This window comes from Micromonospora sp. NBC_00898 (assembly GCF_045207895.1).
Classification (GTDB): Bacteria; Actinomycetota; Actinomycetes; order Mycobacteriales; family Micromonosporaceae; genus Micromonospora.
The window spans coordinates 377,094-393,278 of record NZ_CP108775.1 but is presented as its reverse complement, the minus strand read 5'-3'; the positions used below and the strand labels follow the sequence as shown (position 1 = coordinate 393,278).

Here is a 16,185-nt window from a genome sequence, read left to right as displayed (position 1 = left end):
TGGCTCATGACCCCGTGCTCCGGTAGTGGCGGATCCCGACCCGCCAGGCCGCGGCCGCGACCGCGGCGGCGACCAGCGCGACCGCCGGCGACGCCCAGCCGACCCAGGCCGGCAGGCCGAGCGGGTCGGGCCGGCCGAGCAGCGCCAGCGCCGGGTGGTAACTGACGAAGGCGAAGCCCATCCCGTACGCGAAGAGCGTCCGGAACCAGCCGCCGTAGATGGTGACCGGGTAGGACGTGAAGTCCCGCCCGCCGTAGGTGACCGAGTTGGCCAGCTCGCCCGAGTCGATCCAGTAGAACGACACCGTCGCGGTGGTCACGAAGACCGCGCCGAAGAAGACCACCCCGGCGAGCGGGGCGACCACGACCAGCAGCAACCGGCCCGGCGTCCAGTCGATCCCGGCCGAGGTGACCGCCACGACCAGCACGGCCAGGCCGAAGACCGCGCGGGACACCTTGCGCACCGGCAGGTCCATCAGCAGCAGCTGGGGCAGCGCGCCCAGCGGGCGGACCAGCACCGCGTCGAAGAGACCGGTGCGGACGTACCGGGGCAGCCGCTCGATGTTGCCGACCAGCAGATCGGCGGTGGCGAACGCGAACGACGAGAGGCCGACGATCACCAGCGCCTCGCGCAGGGTGAACCCGCCCAGCTCCCGGGTGACCCCGAAGAGCACCAGCACGGTGACCACGTCGAAGACGGTCGCCCCGACGTTGCCGACCAGGTCCACCACGAACGAGGTCCGGTACGCGGTCTGCGACCGGGCCTGCGCCCCCAGCAACGCCCGGTACGCGGCCAGCCGGTCAGCCACCCTGCACCACCAGCCGGCGTTCGGCCCGGCGCTGCACCAGCCGGCAGGCGGCGAGGATCAGCACCGCCCAGCCGACCTGCAGCCCCACCAGCCCGAGCTGGGCCGGGGGCGGCTCCCGCTCGACCAGCACGTCGAGCGGGGTCTGGAGCAGGCTCGGGAACGGGGTGCCGTACCAGAGCGCGTGCTGGAACCAGCCGGGCAGGAAGCGCAGCGGGAAGTACAGCCCGGCGAGCACCCCGGAGCTGAGCGTCCAGAGGATCATCGCGCCCCGCACGTCCTGCAGCCAGTACGCGGTGGCGTTGAGCAGGAACCGGCAGCCGAAGCAGAGCACCACGGCGATCAACACGGAGAGCACGAAGAGCGGCACGGTGGCCCAGCGACGCGGCAGGTACACGTCGAAGAAGAGTGGGCCGACCAGGACCGGCGGCAGTAGCCGGGAGAGCGCGGCGAACCCCGCGCGGCCCAGGTCGGTGGCGAGGTAACTGGTCACCGGGTGCACCGGCCGGAGCAGGTCGCTGGCGACCTCCCCGGTCCGGATCCGGTCCGCCAGGTCCGTCCAGCCCCAGAGCAGGATCACCGCCAGCAGGCCCTGCCCGGCCCAGACGAAGGTGGCCAGCTGCGCCCGGTCGTACCCGGCGACGGTGCCGGCCGCGCCGACCGCGGCGAGGAAGATGTAGCAGCGCAGGAAGCCGAAGACCGTGTTGGTGACCACGCCGGCGAAGGCGGCCTGCCGGTAGGTGGCATGGCGCCGGAAGCCCGACACGACTATCGCGCCAAATGTCCGAAACCATCGGGTAACGTTTGCATCCGTGGGCGGCGCCACAGTGGCGGTGACAGAGCCCACGCCGCTACCCTCCATCCGCAGCCCCGACGTGCTGGACCGGGCGACTCTACCGGCGCGTGGGGTGCCCAGCGCGCCAATTTTCAACGAGGTGACACCGCCGTGAGCGAGCGACGCGAGCCGGCCCCGGGGCCGCGCCGCGCGGGCGGCGACCGGGTGCCCCGATGAGCGGCGGCTACGACCGCTGGCCCGAGCCGGCCGAGCCCGCCTGGGCCGCCGAACCGACCACCGAGTGGCACCCCCAGTTCCCGGGCCAGCGCTACCCCGGCGACATCGGCATCGAGTACCTGACCCCGCCCGCCCCGCGCGGGCGCGCCGTCGTCGGGCGCGCCGAGGTGCAGCCGGTCAGCCCCGCCCCGGGTGGCCCGCGCGACGACGCCCACCCGGTCAGCCCCGCCTCGGACGACCGACGCGGCGCGTACCCGGTCAGCCCGGCTCCCGGCGACCGGCGCGGCACCTACCCCGTCAGCCCCGCCCCTGAGGACCGGCGCGGCACCCACCCGGTCGGCGCGGCCCCGGACGACCGACGCGGCGCGTACCCGGTAGTTCCGGGCGGCGGTGACCGGCGCGGCACCCACCCGGTCGACCCGGCCCCCGGCGACCGGCGCGGCGCGTACCCCGTGGGCCCCGGCGGCGGTGACCGGCGCGGCGCGTACCCGGTGATCCCCGGTCCGGACGCGCGGCGCGGCGCGGCGGACGGACGCGGTCGGGACGACCATCGCGGCACGCCCGACGGCCGCGAGCGTCCGGCCTGGCCGGACCGGCGCGACGACGTGGACGCCCCCTATCGGCGGCCCCGGCCGGACGGACGCGCCGAGGACGGCCGTACCGGCGACGACGCCCACCGGCGCGGCGCGGCGCAGCCCGGCGAGCGCGCCGACCACGGACCCGGCCGGTACGACCGGCGGGCGCCGGAGTGGACGGTCGACCGCGGCCGCGCCGCCGGCTGGCACGGCGACCGGCACGACCAGCCGTGGGGACGCCCGGAGTCCGGCCGGCGCACGCTCCCGCCCGACGGCGGCGCCCAGCGGCCGGTCTCCCCCGCACCGGAACCCGGCTGGCTGCCCGAGCCCGACGAGTTCCCGCGCCGGCCCCACCCGGCCGACCGGCGGCCCGACGCGCCGACGCGGTCGGAGCGGCGCTGGGGCACGCCGCCGGCCGACGGGCGGCCGACCGCCGCGCCGCGTGGGCCCGCGGACCGGCCGGACCAGGCTTCCGACGGCCCGCCGCCCCGGGAGCGCGACCCGCGCCGGGACGTCGCCGCGCGGGCCGAGACCTACCGCGACGCGCCTGCGGCGCCCGAGAGCGACGGCCTGCGCCGGCCGACCGTGGACCCGCACCGCCCGGCGCCCGGCCGGCTGGCCGGACAGCACGGCGACCCTCGTCCCGTCGGCCGGCCCGCCGCCGTCACTCCGGACGAGCGGCGGGACAGCGCCCGCCCCCAGGACGACCCCCGGTCGCGGCCCGACGCCGTCGACGAGCGGGCGGACTTCCCTCGCCGCCAGGGCGACCCCCGACCATGGTCCGACGAGCGGCCCGCCGAGCAGCGGGGCCGGACCGAGCCGGCCCGGTACCGGCCGGACGACGGGCCGCGCTCCCCGGCCGCACCGACGGGCCGGCCCGGCCCCGACGACCGGACGGCTCGCCCGGCCGACCCCGCGCCGCCCGGCCGGGACGAGCGCCGGCCCGCCGGGCCGCACCCGGACGGCTGGCAGCGCCACCCGGCCGGGGAGACCACTGCCCGGTACGACGGCCGGCGCCCCGAGTCGGGTGCCCCTCGACCCGACGACCGGCACCGGCCGGAGGACCGTCCCGCGTACCACCGCCCCGAGGAGCGGCAGGGCCACCCGGCCGAGCGGGGCACGGCCCGGCCGGCCGACGGTTGGCGTCCTCCGGCGGAGCCGGCCGCCCGGACCCGGCCCGACGAGGCGCCGAGCCGGCCGGTCGACTCCCCGCCGAACCGACACGACGACGGCCGACGCCCACCCGTCGAGCCCGCCGCCCGGGCCCGGCCCGACGACCGGCCGGTGGCGCCCACCTCGGCCGCCCCGGTGTCAGGCGGGCCGGCGTACCCGGTCTCGCCGGCGGACCAGCCGCGCCCCCGCGACCGTGCCCCGCAGCCGGCCCCGCCGGACGAGCCGACGCCGACCTCCGCGCCGCCGGCCGCCGGGCTGCGGCTGGAATTCCTCCCCGGGCCGGCGCGCACGCACGGTCCCGCCGGCCCGGACGCCGACGACGACCGGGCGGCCACGCGGCCGGCCGCGGGCCGGCACAGCGGGACGCACCCCGACGCCGACGCGCAGGCCCGCCCGGCGCCGCCGGCGTACCCCGGCCCGGCCGGACCCTGGCGGGACGAGCCGGGCACCCGGGCCGAGGACGGTACGAGGATCCCCGCGGCGCCCCGGCCGGTCTCCGCACCGCCGAGTCCGGTGTCCGCGCCGCCCGCCCGGCCGGTCGCCCCGCCGGCACCGGAGTCGGCGCCGCCCGCCCTCCCGGCGCCGGTGTCCGCGCCACCGGTCGCCGAGCCGGTCGCGCCGGCCGTCCCGTCGGCGCCGAGGTCGACGCCCCCGCCCGCCACGCCGCCAGCGGAGCGGGAGGATCCGGCCGGCCCGGTGCCCGTCGACGCCGCGCAGGCGGCTCCGCCCGGTCCCGTCGAGGAGGGCGAGGCGTGGTTCGGGCCGAGCCGCCCGACGCCGTCCTCCGAACCGGCCACGCCGACGGTCGCCGCGGAGCAGCCCGTTCCCGCGCCGCGGGCCGAGCCGGACCCCGCCGGTCCGCCCCGGTCCGCCCCACCGGCGTACCGGCCCGCCTCCGCGCCACCGGCGTACCAGCCCGCGCCACCCGCCGGGCAGGTCAGCGCCCCACCGGCAGCGCAGGTCAGCGCGCCGCCCGCCGAGCAGGTCAGTGCGCCACCGGCCCACTCGGCCCAGGTGGCACCCGCGCGGCCGATCTCCGCGCCGCCCGCGTCCGGGCCGGTCCCGCCGGCGCCCACCCCGGCCCAGGCCGGCGGGCGGCATGCCGGGACGGCCGGCACGTCGGCCGGGTCCGTCCCCGTGTCCGCCGCGGAGGGCCACCCCGCGCCGGGGCCGTCGGTGCGGCCGGTCTCCGCCCCACCGGGCGCGCCGTCGACCGCGCCGCCGGCAGTCCCCGTCTCGGCACCGCCCGCACCGGCGTCCGGGTCCGCAGCGCCCGTCTCGGCACCGCCCGCATCGGCGTCCACGCCCGCAGAGCCCGCCTCGGAGGCGCCCGCACCGGCCGACACGTCGGCGCAGCCCGGGGCCGGGCCGGCGATCCCGGTGTCGGGGCCGCCCGCGGAACCGCTGACGGCCGCTCCGGCACCGGAGTCGGACACCACCGCCGAGGCCGCAGAGCCGGCGGAGCCGCCGGCACCGGACCCGGAGCAGGCGCTGGCCGCGTTCCGGTGGCGGCTGGACCCGGAGACACTGCGCGAGGAGGCGACCGATCCGGCGGAGCTACGGGTCGTCCGGGACGGCCTCACTGCCAAGCTGGGGACCGCCCTCGACAACCGGAGCCGGGCCCGCCTGCTCAGCCTCCGCTCGGTCGCCTCGCGGATCCTCGGCGACCTGGACGACGCGCTCGCCGACGGTCGGCTCGCGGTCACGTACGCGGAGGCCACCGGCGAGTTGCGGCGGACCGCGTTGGCGCGGGCCCGGCTCGCCCAAGTGCTGCGCTGGCGGGGCGAGCACGCGGAGGCGGACCGGCTCTTCGCCGAGGCGAACTCGCCGGAGCTGCCCGACCGGCTGCGCGCGGCGCTGCACGAGCACGCCGGCCGGTCCTGCTTGGACCAGGGTCGGCTGATCGAGGCGTGCCACCACTTCGAGCGAGCGCTGGACCTGCGCCAGGGTGCCGACCCGGAGCTGGTCGCGCGTACCGGGGTGGCGCTGGACGCGGTCCGGGAGCGGGCCGCGGCCGGCGGGTTCGGCCCGTGGCCGCGCGACCGCGTCGCGATGCTGCGCGGCGAGCGGCCCCCGGCGCCGACCTTCGACGAGGAGCTGGAGCTCTGGGGGTACGCCGACGCCGAGGGCGACCTGGTGATCGACCACCGGTACGCCGAGGTGCAGCCGTTCCACGAGGGACTGGCCTGGGTACGCCGTCCGGAGGCCTCCCGGTGGGCGCTGATTGACACCTCGGGGGCCGCCCTGATCGAGGCGAACAACGGCTACCGGGCGGTCGGGGCGTTCTCGGCGGGCCTGGCCTGGGTGTCGATGGACGGCAAGGGCAACTGGATGGCGGTCGACCGGACCAACATGGTGAAGGTCCCGCCGGGCTTCGAGGACGTCCGCCCGTTCCGGGGCGGCCTGGCGGCGGTCCGCCGGGGCGGTTGGGGCGCGGTCGACCGGGCCGGTCAGCTCGTCGTCCCGACCCGGTACCACGGCTTCCCCACCGCCCTGGCCGACGGCCGGTACGTGGACGGCTTCACCGAGGAGGGCCTGGCGGTGGTGGAGGTGGCCGGCCGTCGGGGAGTGGTGGACCGGACCGGCCGGGTGGTCGTCGAGCCCGCGTACCGGGCGCTGGTGATCCATTCGGTCGCCTTCCTGGTCGGCGACGGCGCCGGGCGGTGGGGCGCGCTGGACCGGCACGGCGAGCGGCTGATCGACCCGGTGCATCCGAGCCGCGCCGACGTGGTCGCGGAGATCGACCGGCTGCTCGCCGACACCAGCCCGGTGCTCTGACCGGACGGGTCACGCCTGCGGGGGCGGTCCCAGCAGCTCGATGCCGTTGCGGGCGGCGGCGTGCCGCTGCGGCTGGGCCGAGGAGACCTTCCGCGACTGGCTCGCGACCCGGATGCGCGAGCCCTGCTGGCCGGCTGAGCGTCACACCCGGTCACGCCGACGGCTGACCACCGAACGGCGGGACTAGGGTCAGGGTATGGAATTCCGACACCTGGGCCGTTCCGGCCTGATGGTCAGCGAGATCTCGTACGGCAACTGGATCACCCACGGCTCACAGGTCGAGGAGGACGCCGCGACCGCGTGCGTCCGCGCCGCCCTGGACTCCGGCATCACCACCTTCGACACCGCCGACGTGTACGCCGGCACCAAGGCCGAGGCGGTCCTCGGGCGGGCGCTCAAGGGCGAGCGACGCGAAGGGCTGGAGATCTTCACCAAGGTCTACTGGCCGACCGGCCCGGGCCGCAACGACCGCGGCCTGTCCCGCAAGCACATCATGGAGTCGATCGACGGCTCGCTGCGTCGGCTGCAGACCGACCACGTGGACCTCTACCAGGCCCACCGGTACGACTACAGCACCCCGCTGGAGGAGACGATGGAGGCCTTCGCCGACGTCGTACGCTCCGGCAAGGCGCACTACATCGGTGTCTCCGAGTGGAAGGCGTCGCAGCTCCGGGAGGCCCACCAGCTCGCCCGCGAGCTGCGCATCCCGCTGGTCTCCAACCAGCCGCAGTACTCGATGCTGTGGCGGGTCATCGAGACCGAGGTCGTCCCCACCAGCGAGGAGCTGGGCGTCGGCCAGATCGTCTGGTCGCCGATGGCCCAGGGCGTGCTCTCCGGCAAGTACCTGCCGGGTCAGCCGCCGCCGGCCGGCTCCCGGGCCACCGACGAGAAGTCCGGCGCGGGCTTCATCGCCCGGTTCATGACCGACGACGTGCTCACCCGGGTGCAGCGGCTCAAGCCGCTGGCCGAGCAGGCCGGGCTGAGCATGGCGCAGCTCGCCATCGCCTGGGTGCTGCAGAACCCGAACGTCTCCTCGGCGATCATCGGGGCGTCCCGCCCCGAGCAGGTGCACGACAACGTCAAGGCGGCCGGCGTGAAGCTCGACGCCGACCTGCTCAAGGCGATCGACGAGATCGTCGAGCCGGTCACCGAGCGGGACGCGGCGAAGACCGAGAGCCCAGCACAGCGGCCGTGACGCTCACCCGGGCCGGCGCGGCGTCCGCGCCGGCCCGGGCCCCGTCCCGGGTACGCCCGGCCGACGCCGCCCCGCCGCTGCGCGGCGGCTGCCGGTGGGCGGCGGCTGCCGGTGGGCGGCGGCTGCCGGTGGGCGGGTCAGCCCTGCCAGAAGCGGAGCAGGTCGAGGCCGAGCGAGTAGAAGCCGGGCGGCAGGCCGAGCAGGTCGGCGATCGCGAAGACGGCGCCGAAGAACCAGCCGCCGATCCGCGGGCTCCACAGCAGCGCGAAGAGCAGGATGAAGCCGTACGGGGCGAACAGTTCGTACGTCCGGCGGTGCTGCGGGCTCAGCCACGGCTGGATCATGTTGCCGCCGTCCAGGCCGGGCACCGGCAGCAGGTTGAGCACGCTGGCGGTGAGCTGGAGGAACGCCAGCAGACCCACCCCGGCCCAGAACTCCAGCGAGCCGCCGCTGCCGAAGCCGATCCGCAGGGCCGCCACCAGCAGCAGGGTGAACAGCACGTTGGTGGCCGGGCCGGCCAGGCTGACCAGGCTGTCCCGCAGCCGGCCGGGGATGGCGCGCTGGTCCACCCAGACCGCCCCGCCGGGCAGGCCGATGCCACCGAGCAGCACCACGATCACCGGCAGCACGATCGACAGCAGCGGGTGGGTGTACTTGAACGGGTTGAGCGTCAGGTAGCCCCGGTGGGCGATGTCCCGGTCCCCGGCCCGGTACGCGACCACCGCGTGGGCGTACTCGTGCAGGCAGAGCGAGACCAGCCAGCCCGAGACCACGAAGAGGAACACGTCGAACCGGACGTTGCCGTACCGCTGCCAGGCCAGCACCCCGCTGGTCACGAAGAGCGCGACCAGGGCGAGGAAGATCGGGCTGGGTCGGAACGCCGCCCGGGGCACCCCGAGCACCAGGGGCTCGCCGGGGCGGTCGTAGCCCATCATTCGGCCGGGGGAAGCAGGCTCATCCGGTACTCCACCCGGTCGTCCTCGACGAGCGCGACGGAGGTGACGCCGGACGCCGCGAGCTCCCGCCAGGTCTGGCCGATCCACGACTCGGCGTCCGCCTGACTCGCGAACGACTCCGCCGGTCCGTCCACCGGCTTGCCGTCCGTGCCCTCGTACCGCCAGCTCCACGCCATGCCGCGTCTCCCCTCGCCGCCGTCGTCCCCCTGGGACGTAAACCCCCGCAAGCGTAGTCGGCCGGACGCGGACCGGCCCGGCCGACCACGGTCCGGACGGGCGACCGGGTGGATCAACGGGATCGGCGCCGGCCGGTACGGTGACGCGGTGCTGACTCAAGGAGTGGTGCTCAGCGACCGCTATCTGCTGAGCGAACGCATCGCGACCGGTGGCATGGGTGCCGTCTGGCGGTGCACCGACACCCTGCTCGGCCGGGAGGTCGCGGTGAAGGTGCTGCTGCCGTCGCTGGTCGCCGACCCGGAGTTCACCACCCGCTTCCACGCCGAGGCGCGGATGATGGCCGCGCTGCGGCACCCCGGCATCGTGCAGGTCCACGACTTCGGCTCGGCGACGCTCGCCGACGGCAGCCAGGTCAGCTACCTGGTGATGGAGTACGTCGACGGCGAGCCGCTGGTGACCTGGGTCCGCCGGGCCGGCCGGCTCGACCCGGCCTCCACCATGTCGGTGGTGGCGCAGGCCGCCCAGGCCCTGCACGCCGCCCACCTCGCCGGGATCGTCCACCGCGACGTCAAGCCGGGCAACCTGCTGGTCAAGCGGGACGGCAGCGTGGTGCTGGTGGACTTCGGCATCGCCCGGTCCACCACCATGGCCGGGATCACCGCCGCCCACATGGTGCTCGGCACCGCCTCCTACATGTCGCCGGAGCAGGCGGCCGGCCAGCCGGTGTCGCCGGCCACCGACGTGTACGCGCTCGGCGCGGTCGCCTACTACTGCCTCGCCGGACGCCCGCCGTTCGAGGGCGAGAACCCGCTCCAGGTGGCGCTGCGGCACGTCCAGGACGAGCCGGAGCCGCTGCCGGCGGGCACTCCCCCGGCGGTGCTGGAGGTGGTCCGCCGGGCGTTGGCCAAGAGCCCCGCCGACCGGTACCCGGCCGCGTACGCGATGGCCGAGGCCGCCCAGGACGCCCGGGACGCGACGCTGGCCAGCGTTCCGGTGCCGCCCCGGCCGCCGTGGGCGGTGCCGGGCCCCGCCGTGGCCGGTCCCGCCGCGCTCCCGACGCCCGACCCGGCGACCCCGACGCCGACCGGACCGCCGCCGGCCGGCGTCGCGCCCCGGGAGTCGCGACCGGCCGCGCCCGGGCGGACCGACGGGGCCGCTCCGGCCGCCCACCCCACCCGGGCGCCGGCGGGACCGCCGCCCGGTCAGCCCACCGGCGGACCCGGGGCCCAGTCGGGCGCGTCACCCCGGGCCGGCGCGCCCATCTCCGCACCGCCGGCCCACCCCGGCGGCTACCCGCCGGGCGCCGCCGGGCCGCGGCCCGGCGGGTACGGCCCGCGGCAGGACGGCCACGACGCTCCCGGCGCACCGCCGACCCTGGAGGAGCCGGCGGGCGGTCGGCCGCGTCGGAAGCTGGCCCTGGCGGGCGCGGCGGGCGTCGTACTGGTCGCCCTGGTCGCGGTGGCGGCGCTGCGCCCGCCGGCCGGGCCGGAGCAGGAACGCCGGGCCGCGCTGACCGGCGAGTCGGCGCCGGGCGGCCCGGGGCAGCCGGCCCCCGCGGCCAGCGGGGACACCCCGGCGGCGACGCCGAGCCGGACCGGCCGGGCCACCCGGTCCCCGTCGGCCGCGCCGACCAGCTCGACGGACCCGGTGACCGCCCCGACGACCGGCCCGGCGGCGACCCAACCGGCCGGTGGCACGTCCGCGTCGCCGAAGCCGTCCGGCACGACGAGCGCCCCGGAGAAGCCCAACCCGTACACGGCCGGGCAGGCGTGCGGCAGCGGCTACCAGGTGATCGACTCGGCGGCGTTGACCGCGGGCGGGATCCGCAAGGGCCGGGTCTACCTGCTCTACAACGCCGGCAACGGCTACAACTGCGTGGTCACCCTGAAGGACACCGACGTCGGCCGGGCCACCACCGTCTCGGCGTACCTGGAGGTGCAGGGGAAGGCTCGCAGCACCGACAGCGGGGCGTTCGAGTACTACGCCGGCCCGGTCCGGGCGGCCGCCGCGGGGGCCTGCGTGAAGTGGGGCGGCGCGGTGGCCGGGGCCAGCTACGGCAGCCCGTTCGAGCACTGCGGCTGAGCCCGGCGTCCGCCCGTCGGCCGGCGCACGGGGTGGCGGGCGGCGACCCGCCGCACGGCCTTAAGGTACGGGCATGTCCGTTGACGGGTGGAACACGCTCCTGGTGCTCGGCGGTATCCGGTCCGGCAAGTCCGAGTACGCGGAATCCCTGGTCGCCGACGCGCCGACGGTCCGCTACGTGGCCACCGCGCCGGAGGGGGATCCGGAGGACACCGAGTGGGCGACCCGGCTGGCCGCCCACCGGGCCCGGCGGCCGGGCAGCTGGACGACCGAGGAGACCGCGGACGACCCGCGCCGGCTGGCCGACGTCGTCGCCACCGCCGGGCCGAACGAGACGCTGCTCGTCGACGACCTCGGCGGCTGGGTGACCGTCCTGCTCGACCCGGCCCACCAGCCGGCCGACGACACCGCGACGGTCGAGGAACTGGCGGCGGCGATCCGGGCCAGCGCCGCGCGGATCGTGCTGGTCAGCCCGGAGGTCGGGCTCTCGCTGGTGCCGACCACCCCGCTCGGCCGGGCGTTCACCGACGCGCTGGGCGCGACCAACCGGGCGGTCGCCGACGCCTGCGACGCGGTGGTGCTGGTGGTCGCCGGGCAGCCGAGCTGGCTGAAGCCGGGCGGTGCCCCGCAGGCCGCCTCGGTGCCCGCGCAGGCCGGCCCCGGTCAGGCCGGCGCGCCCGCACAGCCCACGCCGACCCGCCCCACCGCGGCGCCGGAGGCCGAGCTGCCGGAGGTGTTCACCCCGGCCACGTCACCCGCGCCGGCCCCCGCGCCGGTCGAGGAGAGCGCGGCCTGGGCCGCACCGACCATGGCCCTGCCGATGGTCGCCACCGGCCTGGTCATCCAGCCCGGCATGGAACTACCGATGCCCGACGACTACGCCGGTCCGCAGGCCGTCGACCGCCTCGCCACCCTGGACGTGACCGGGGCCGGGCTGGGGGTGCTGGAGCGGGTGGTCGGCTTCGCCGCCGCCACCCAGGGCACCGCCACCCCGGCGCCCTGGGCCTCGGTGCGGGTGCTGCTGCTGCGCGGCGACCACGAGGGCGGGGCCGCCGCCGGCACGGTGCCCGGCGAGTCCGCCCGCCGCGCCCGGCAGGCCCGCGCGGGCCGGGGCGCGCTGGCCCGGCTGGCCGGGGAGGGCGGCGCCGGGCTCCAGGTGGTCGAGGCACCGACCTCCGCGCCGATGGAGGACGGGCCGGCGCTGACCGCCGACGAGGTCGACTCCGCGCTGCGGTACGGCTGGCGGCTGGCCGAGCAGGCCGCCGACGCGGGCGTACAGCTGCTGGTGCTGGCGGCGTGCGGTGCCGGCACCGAGGCCGCCGCCGCGGCGGTGCTCGCGGCGACGGCCGGCGCGGAACCGCCGGCCGTGCTCGGCCGGGTGGTCACCGAGGCCGGCGAGTTCGACGACGCGGCGTGGATGACCCGCTGCGCGGCGGTCCGCGACGCGCTGCACCGCACCCGGCGTTCGCCGCGTGACGCGAAGGACGTGCTGGCCGAGCTGGGCGGCGGCGACATCGCCGTGGCGACCGGGGTACTGCTCGGTGCGACCGCCCGGCGGGTGCCGGTGCTGCTCGACGGGCCGGTCGGGGTGGCCGCCGGCATGATCAGCCGGGACCTGGCCGGGCAGGCCCGGCACTGGTGCCTGCTGCCCGACCACGGCGGCCAGCCGGGGGTCCGGCTCGCCGCCGACGTGCTCGGCCTGACCCCGCTGCTCGACCTGCGGCTCGACCTCGGCGAGGGGGCCACCGCGCTGGCCACGCTGCCACTGCTGCGCTCGGCCCTGGCGCTGGCCGCCACCCTGCCGGTACACCCGTCGCTGGGCGGCGACCCGGACGACGAGGAGGACTTCGTCGAGCCGGAGCCGGCCGGGCCCGGGCCGACCACCACCGGGCCGGAGTTCGCCGAGCCGGAGCCGGCGGGGCCGGGACCCACCACCGTCGAGCCGGAGTTCGCCGAGCCGGGCCCGACCGCCGAGCCGGACGAGCGGGTCGCGGTGCCGGACTCCCCCGGTCGGCGTGCCGACTGAGTCGCGGCTCGCCGACGGGATCCGCCTGGCGGTCACCACCTTCACCACGCTGCCGCTGCGCGCCGGCCGGGTCGACCGGGCCGCGGCGGGCGCCGCGATGGCGCTCGCCCCGGCGGTCGGCGCGCTGCTCGGCGTGATCCTCGCGGCGGTGCTGCTGCTGACCGTCGCGCTCGCTCCCCCGCTGGTCGCCGCCGGGGTCACCGTCGGCGTCGGCGCGCTGCTCACCCGGGGCCTGCACCTGGACGGGCTGGCCGACACCGTGGACGCGCTGGGGTCGTACCGGCGGGGCGCCGCCGCGCTGGAGATCATGAAGAAGCCGGACGTGGGACCGTTCGGCGTGGTCGCGCTGGTGGTCGTACTGCTCGTGCAGGCGGCGGTGCTCGCGGAGCTGGCCGGGCGGTCCTGGTCGGCGGCGTTCGCGGGTGTGGTCGCCGCGACCGCGGCGGGCCGACTCGGCGTCGCGGTGGCCTGCCGGCGCGGCGTCCCGGCCGCCCGGCCGGACGGACTCGGCGCACTGGTGGCCGGCACGGTGGGGCCGGTCGCGCTGGCCGCCGGGACGGCCGCCGTGGCGCTGCTGGCGGTGCCGGCCGTGCCCGGTCGCCCGTGGCAGGGGCCGCTCGCCGTCGTCGCCGCCCTCGCCGTCGCGGTCGGGTTGCTCCGGCACGCGGTACGCCGGCTCGGCGGGGTCACCGGGGACGTGCTCGGCGCCACCGTGGAGATCGTCACCACGCTGGTCTACCTGGGACTGGTGCTGTCCGGCTGAGCGTGGCCCGCCCGGCCGGGTAGCGTTCGTGACGACAGCACCGGCGCGGTCGATGGGGGACGGCATGCTCATCACGGACGACTTCCTGCCCGTACCTGTGCCGGAGTCGCTCGACGCGACCTACCTGGTGCCCATCGCCGGGCTGCCGAAGGTCAGCCCGAAGACGGCGGTGGAGGGCCTCGCGGGGCGGCTCGCCGAGCCGGTGCACGGGCTGGCGAAGCAGATGCTCGACAGCCCGCTGATGACCGTGGACACCCGGCCGATCGGTGAGTTCCCGGAGCTGCCGCCGGACCTGCTCACCGCGTTCGGCGCCACCGAGCCCCAGCTGGCCCGGCTGGCCGCCGCGACGCATCTGGTGGTGGTCCAGGCGGAATACCGGCCGGGCTGGCCGCCCGCGCACGAGTGGGCGGCCCGGGCCGTGGCCGCCGGCATCGCCGAGACCGTCGGCAGCGACGTGGTGGACGTGTTCGGGCTGCAGTTCCTCGATCCGGCGGCGGCGCTGCGCTCGCTCCCCGACGAGCAGGGCCGGATCCGGCTGGTCGACTGGGTGCTGGTGCCGTACTCCTCCGACGCCGACGGGCTGTGGTTCACCACGAAGGGGCTGCGCCGGTTCGGGCTGCTGGAGTTGCAGGCGCAGGGGGTGCCGGACCACCTCACCCGGGCGTGGGGCGCGGTGATGACCGGCGCCGCCCGGCGGCTGCTGCGGGACTGGACCGACGGGCTGGCCGGCGAGGAGGTGCCGGCGTTCGTGCAGCTTCCGGTGCTGGCCACGGTGACCGGGCACGACATCGCGGTGGCGTACGGCAATCCGGAGCAGCACGGGGCGACGGCGCCGGTGCTGCTGCGGCTGGAGCTGGACCCGGCGACGGACCCGGACGCCGACTCGTTCCTCAGTCTCAAGCCGCCGCCCGGCCACCCGGGGCCGGCCGGACGCTACTTCGCCGCCGCCTGCGCCACGCTCTTCGCCGGCATCCAGCCGGACGTCCGGTACGCCCGCCCGGGCGACGCGATGAGCAAGGCGATCGCCACCGCGCGGGCCGGCCTGGGCGAGATCCGGACCCGGTTCCTGGCCGGTCGACTGCCCGCCGAGACCCAGCTGGTGGTCAAGTACGGCCTCCCCGGCGACGAAGGCCCCGAGTTCGTCTGGGCCGGGGTGACCTCCTGGGAGACCCCGGAGCGGATCGTCGGGGCCAGCGCCAGCGACGCCGCCACCGACCCGACGGTGCGGATCGGCGCCCCCGTGGTGATCGAGGCCACCGACGTCGTCGACTGGGCCGTCCTCGACGGCACCGGCGTCGTCGAGGGCGGCTGGACCCAGGCCGTCCTCGACGCCGGCGAACCCCCCGCCGCCGACTGACCCGCCGTACGCGTCAGCCCGATCACCGCGGGCCGGGGGGTGGGGGGTTACCTGACCGAGGGGGTGACGAAGGGGGGACGGGTGACGCGCATCTGGGCGCGGCGGCCTCGGATGTCGACCTCGACCACGTCGTCGTCGGACAGCTTCGGGTCGGTGGACAGCAGGGCCAGGGCGATGCCCTGCTTCCTGGTCGGGCTGAAGGTGCCGCTGGTGACGGTGCCGACCTGGGTGTCACCGACGTGGACCGCCATGCCGGGGCGCGGGATCGCCCGATCGACCGCCACCAGGCCGCGCAGCGTACGCCGGGGACCGGCCGCCTTCTCGGCGAGCAGCACGTCCCGGCCCCAGAAGGCCGGCTTGTCCCAGCCGACCGCCCAGCCGGAGCGGCCCTGCACCGGGGTGATCTCCAGCGACAGGTCCTGCCCGTGCAGCGGGTAGCCCATCTCGGTGCGCAGGGTATCCCGGGCGGCCAGGCCGCAGGCGCGCAGCTCGTACGCCGCCCCAGCGGCGAGGAGCGCGTCCCAGACGGCGACCGCGTGCGCCGCCGGCACGACCAGCTCGTAGCCCAGCTCACCGGTGTAGCCGGTGCGGCACACGGTCAGCCCCACCCCGTCGAGGCTGGCGGTGGAGAAGCTCATGTAGCCGTGCTCGGTGGGCAGCCCCAGCGCGCCGAGCAGCTCGGCCGAGCGCGGCCCCTGCACGGCCAGCACCGCGTACGCCTCGTGCTCGTCGGTGACCTGGACCCCGGTCGGCGCGGCGGCGCGCAGCCGGCGGACCACCTCGGCGGTGTTCGCCGCGTTCGGGATCAGGAAAACGTGGTCATCGGCGTGCAGGTAGGCGATGATGTCGTCCACCACGCCGCCGGTGGCGTCGTCGCAGCAGAGCGTGTACTGCGCCTGGCCGGGGCCGATCCGGCCGAGGTCGTTGGTGAGGCAGGCGTTGACGAAGTCCGCGGCGCCGGGCCCGGTGACCCGCGCCTTGCCCAGGTGCGAGACGTCGAAGACGCCCACCCCGGTACGGACCGCCGTGTGCTCCTTGAGCACGCCGCCACCGGCGTACTCCAGCGGCATCTCCCAGCCCCCGAACGGGGCGAACTTGGCGCCGAGAGCGGTGTGCCGCTCGTGCAGCGGGGAACGGCGCAGCGGGGTCGCGGCGGCGCCGGAGGTCACGTCGGTCATGGGTGGCAACTTACCGGGCCTGAACGGCTGGTTAGCATCGGCGGGACCCGTCAGGACGATCGGCGGGACGCACCCGACGTCCGGCGGGTAGGTTGCCGCCGGAGACCT

Annotated in this window: 11 protein-coding genes; 6 read left to right on the top strand and 5 right to left on the bottom strand. The window is 77.3% G+C overall.

Going from position 1 to position 16,185, the window contains the following annotated elements:
• Positions 1-4: 4 nt before the first annotated feature.
• Both OG799_RS01880 and OG799_RS01875 read right to left on the bottom strand, forming a co-directional pair.
• Complete coding sequence (locus OG799_RS01880; protein WP_406042443.1) at positions 5-808, bottom strand: ABC transporter permease; 804 nt, start codon at positions 806-808, stop codon at positions 5-7.
• Positions 801-1,652 (bottom strand): ABC transporter permease, encoded by an 852-nt coding sequence (locus OG799_RS01875; RefSeq protein WP_406042441.1) that lies wholly within the window; start codon positions 1,650-1,652, stop codon positions 801-803. The genes OG799_RS01880 and OG799_RS01875 overlap by 8 nt, the downstream gene beginning before the upstream one ends.
• 161 nt (positions 1,653-1,813) lie before the next feature.
• Between OG799_RS01875 and OG799_RS01870 the strand changes: the two genes are divergently transcribed.
• Positions 1,814-6,343: a WG repeat-containing protein gene (locus OG799_RS01870; RefSeq protein ID WP_406042439.1), complete on the top strand. Its 4,530-nt coding sequence runs from the start codon at positions 1,814-1,816 to the stop codon at positions 6,341-6,343.
• A gap of 196 nt (positions 6,344-6,539) precedes the next feature.
• Entirely contained in the window at positions 6,540-7,538 is a 999-nt protein-coding gene (locus tag OG799_RS01865; protein WP_406042437.1) for an aldo/keto reductase family protein, read from the top strand.
• A 137-nt stretch (positions 7,539-7,675) separates the two neighbouring features.
• Here OG799_RS01865 and OG799_RS01860 read toward each other — a convergent pair whose 3' ends face one another.
• Positions 7,676-8,473, bottom strand: a complete 798-nt coding sequence (locus tag OG799_RS01860; protein ID WP_406042435.1) for a site-2 protease family protein — start codon at positions 8,471-8,473, stop codon at positions 7,676-7,678.
• Entirely contained in the window at positions 8,470-8,670 is a 201-nt protein-coding gene (locus tag OG799_RS01855; protein WP_406042433.1) for a hypothetical protein, read from the bottom strand. The genes OG799_RS01860 and OG799_RS01855 overlap by 4 nt, the downstream gene beginning before the upstream one ends.
• A 148-nt stretch (positions 8,671-8,818) precedes the next feature.
• On the opposite strand from OG799_RS01855, the gene OG799_RS01850 reads away from it, so the two are divergent.
• The 4 genes from OG799_RS01850 (at position 8,819) to OG799_RS01835 (ending at position 14,899) form a co-directional block, all read left to right on the top strand.
• Entirely contained in the window at positions 8,819-10,753 is a 1,935-nt protein-coding gene (locus OG799_RS01850; RefSeq protein ID WP_406042431.1) for a protein kinase domain-containing protein, read from the top strand.
• 73 nt (positions 10,754-10,826) lie between these two features.
• Positions 10,827-12,779, top strand: coding sequence for a bifunctional adenosylcobinamide kinase/adenosylcobinamide-phosphate guanylyltransferase (locus tag OG799_RS01845; protein ID WP_406042429.1), 1,953 nt, complete (start codon positions 10,827-10,829; stop codon positions 12,777-12,779).
• Positions 12,769-13,542 (top strand): adenosylcobinamide-GDP ribazoletransferase, encoded by a 774-nt coding sequence (locus tag OG799_RS01840; RefSeq protein WP_406042427.1) that lies wholly within the window; start codon positions 12,769-12,771, stop codon positions 13,540-13,542. The genes OG799_RS01845 and OG799_RS01840 overlap by 11 nt, the downstream gene beginning before the upstream one ends.
• A gap of 64 nt (positions 13,543-13,606) precedes the next feature.
• Complete coding sequence (locus OG799_RS01835; protein ID WP_406042425.1) at positions 13,607-14,899, top strand: DUF2314 domain-containing protein; 1,293 nt, start codon at positions 13,607-13,609, stop codon at positions 14,897-14,899.
• A 47-nt stretch (positions 14,900-14,946) separates the two neighbouring features.
• On the opposite strand, the gene gcvT is transcribed toward OG799_RS01835, so the two are convergent.
• Positions 14,947-16,077, bottom strand: coding sequence for a glycine cleavage system aminomethyltransferase GcvT (gene gcvT / locus OG799_RS01830; protein ID WP_406042423.1), 1,131 nt, complete (start codon positions 16,075-16,077; stop codon positions 14,947-14,949).
• Positions 16,078-16,185 lie beyond the last annotated feature (108 nt).

What these genes read in the sequence shown, in the direction of transcription:
- OG799_RS01865 (WP_406042437.1), top strand. Translation starts at nt 6,540, where the DNA reads ATGGAATTCCGACACCTGGGCCGTTCCGGCCTGATGGTCAGCGAGATC.
- OG799_RS01845 (WP_406042429.1), top strand. Translation starts at nt 10,827, where the DNA reads ATGTCCGTTGACGGGTGGAACACGCTCCTGGTGCTCGGCGGTATCCGG.
- OG799_RS01860 (WP_406042435.1), bottom strand. Translation starts at nt 8,473, where the DNA reads ATGATGGGCTACGACCGCCCCGGCGAGCCCCTGGTGCTCGGGGTGCCC.
- OG799_RS01835 (WP_406042425.1), top strand. Translation starts at nt 13,607, where the DNA reads ATGCTCATCACGGACGACTTCCTGCCCGTACCTGTGCCGGAGTCGCTC.
- gcvT (WP_406042423.1), bottom strand. Translation starts at nt 16,077, where the DNA reads ATGACCGACGTGACCTCCGGCGCCGCCGCGACCCCGCTGCGCCGTTCC.
- OG799_RS01870 (WP_406042439.1), top strand. Translation starts at nt 1,814, where the DNA reads ATGAGCGGCGGCTACGACCGCTGGCCCGAGCCGGCCGAGCCCGCCTGG.
- OG799_RS01855 (WP_406042433.1), bottom strand. Translation starts at nt 8,670, where the DNA reads ATGGCGTGGAGCTGGCGGTACGAGGGCACGGACGGCAAGCCGGTGGAC.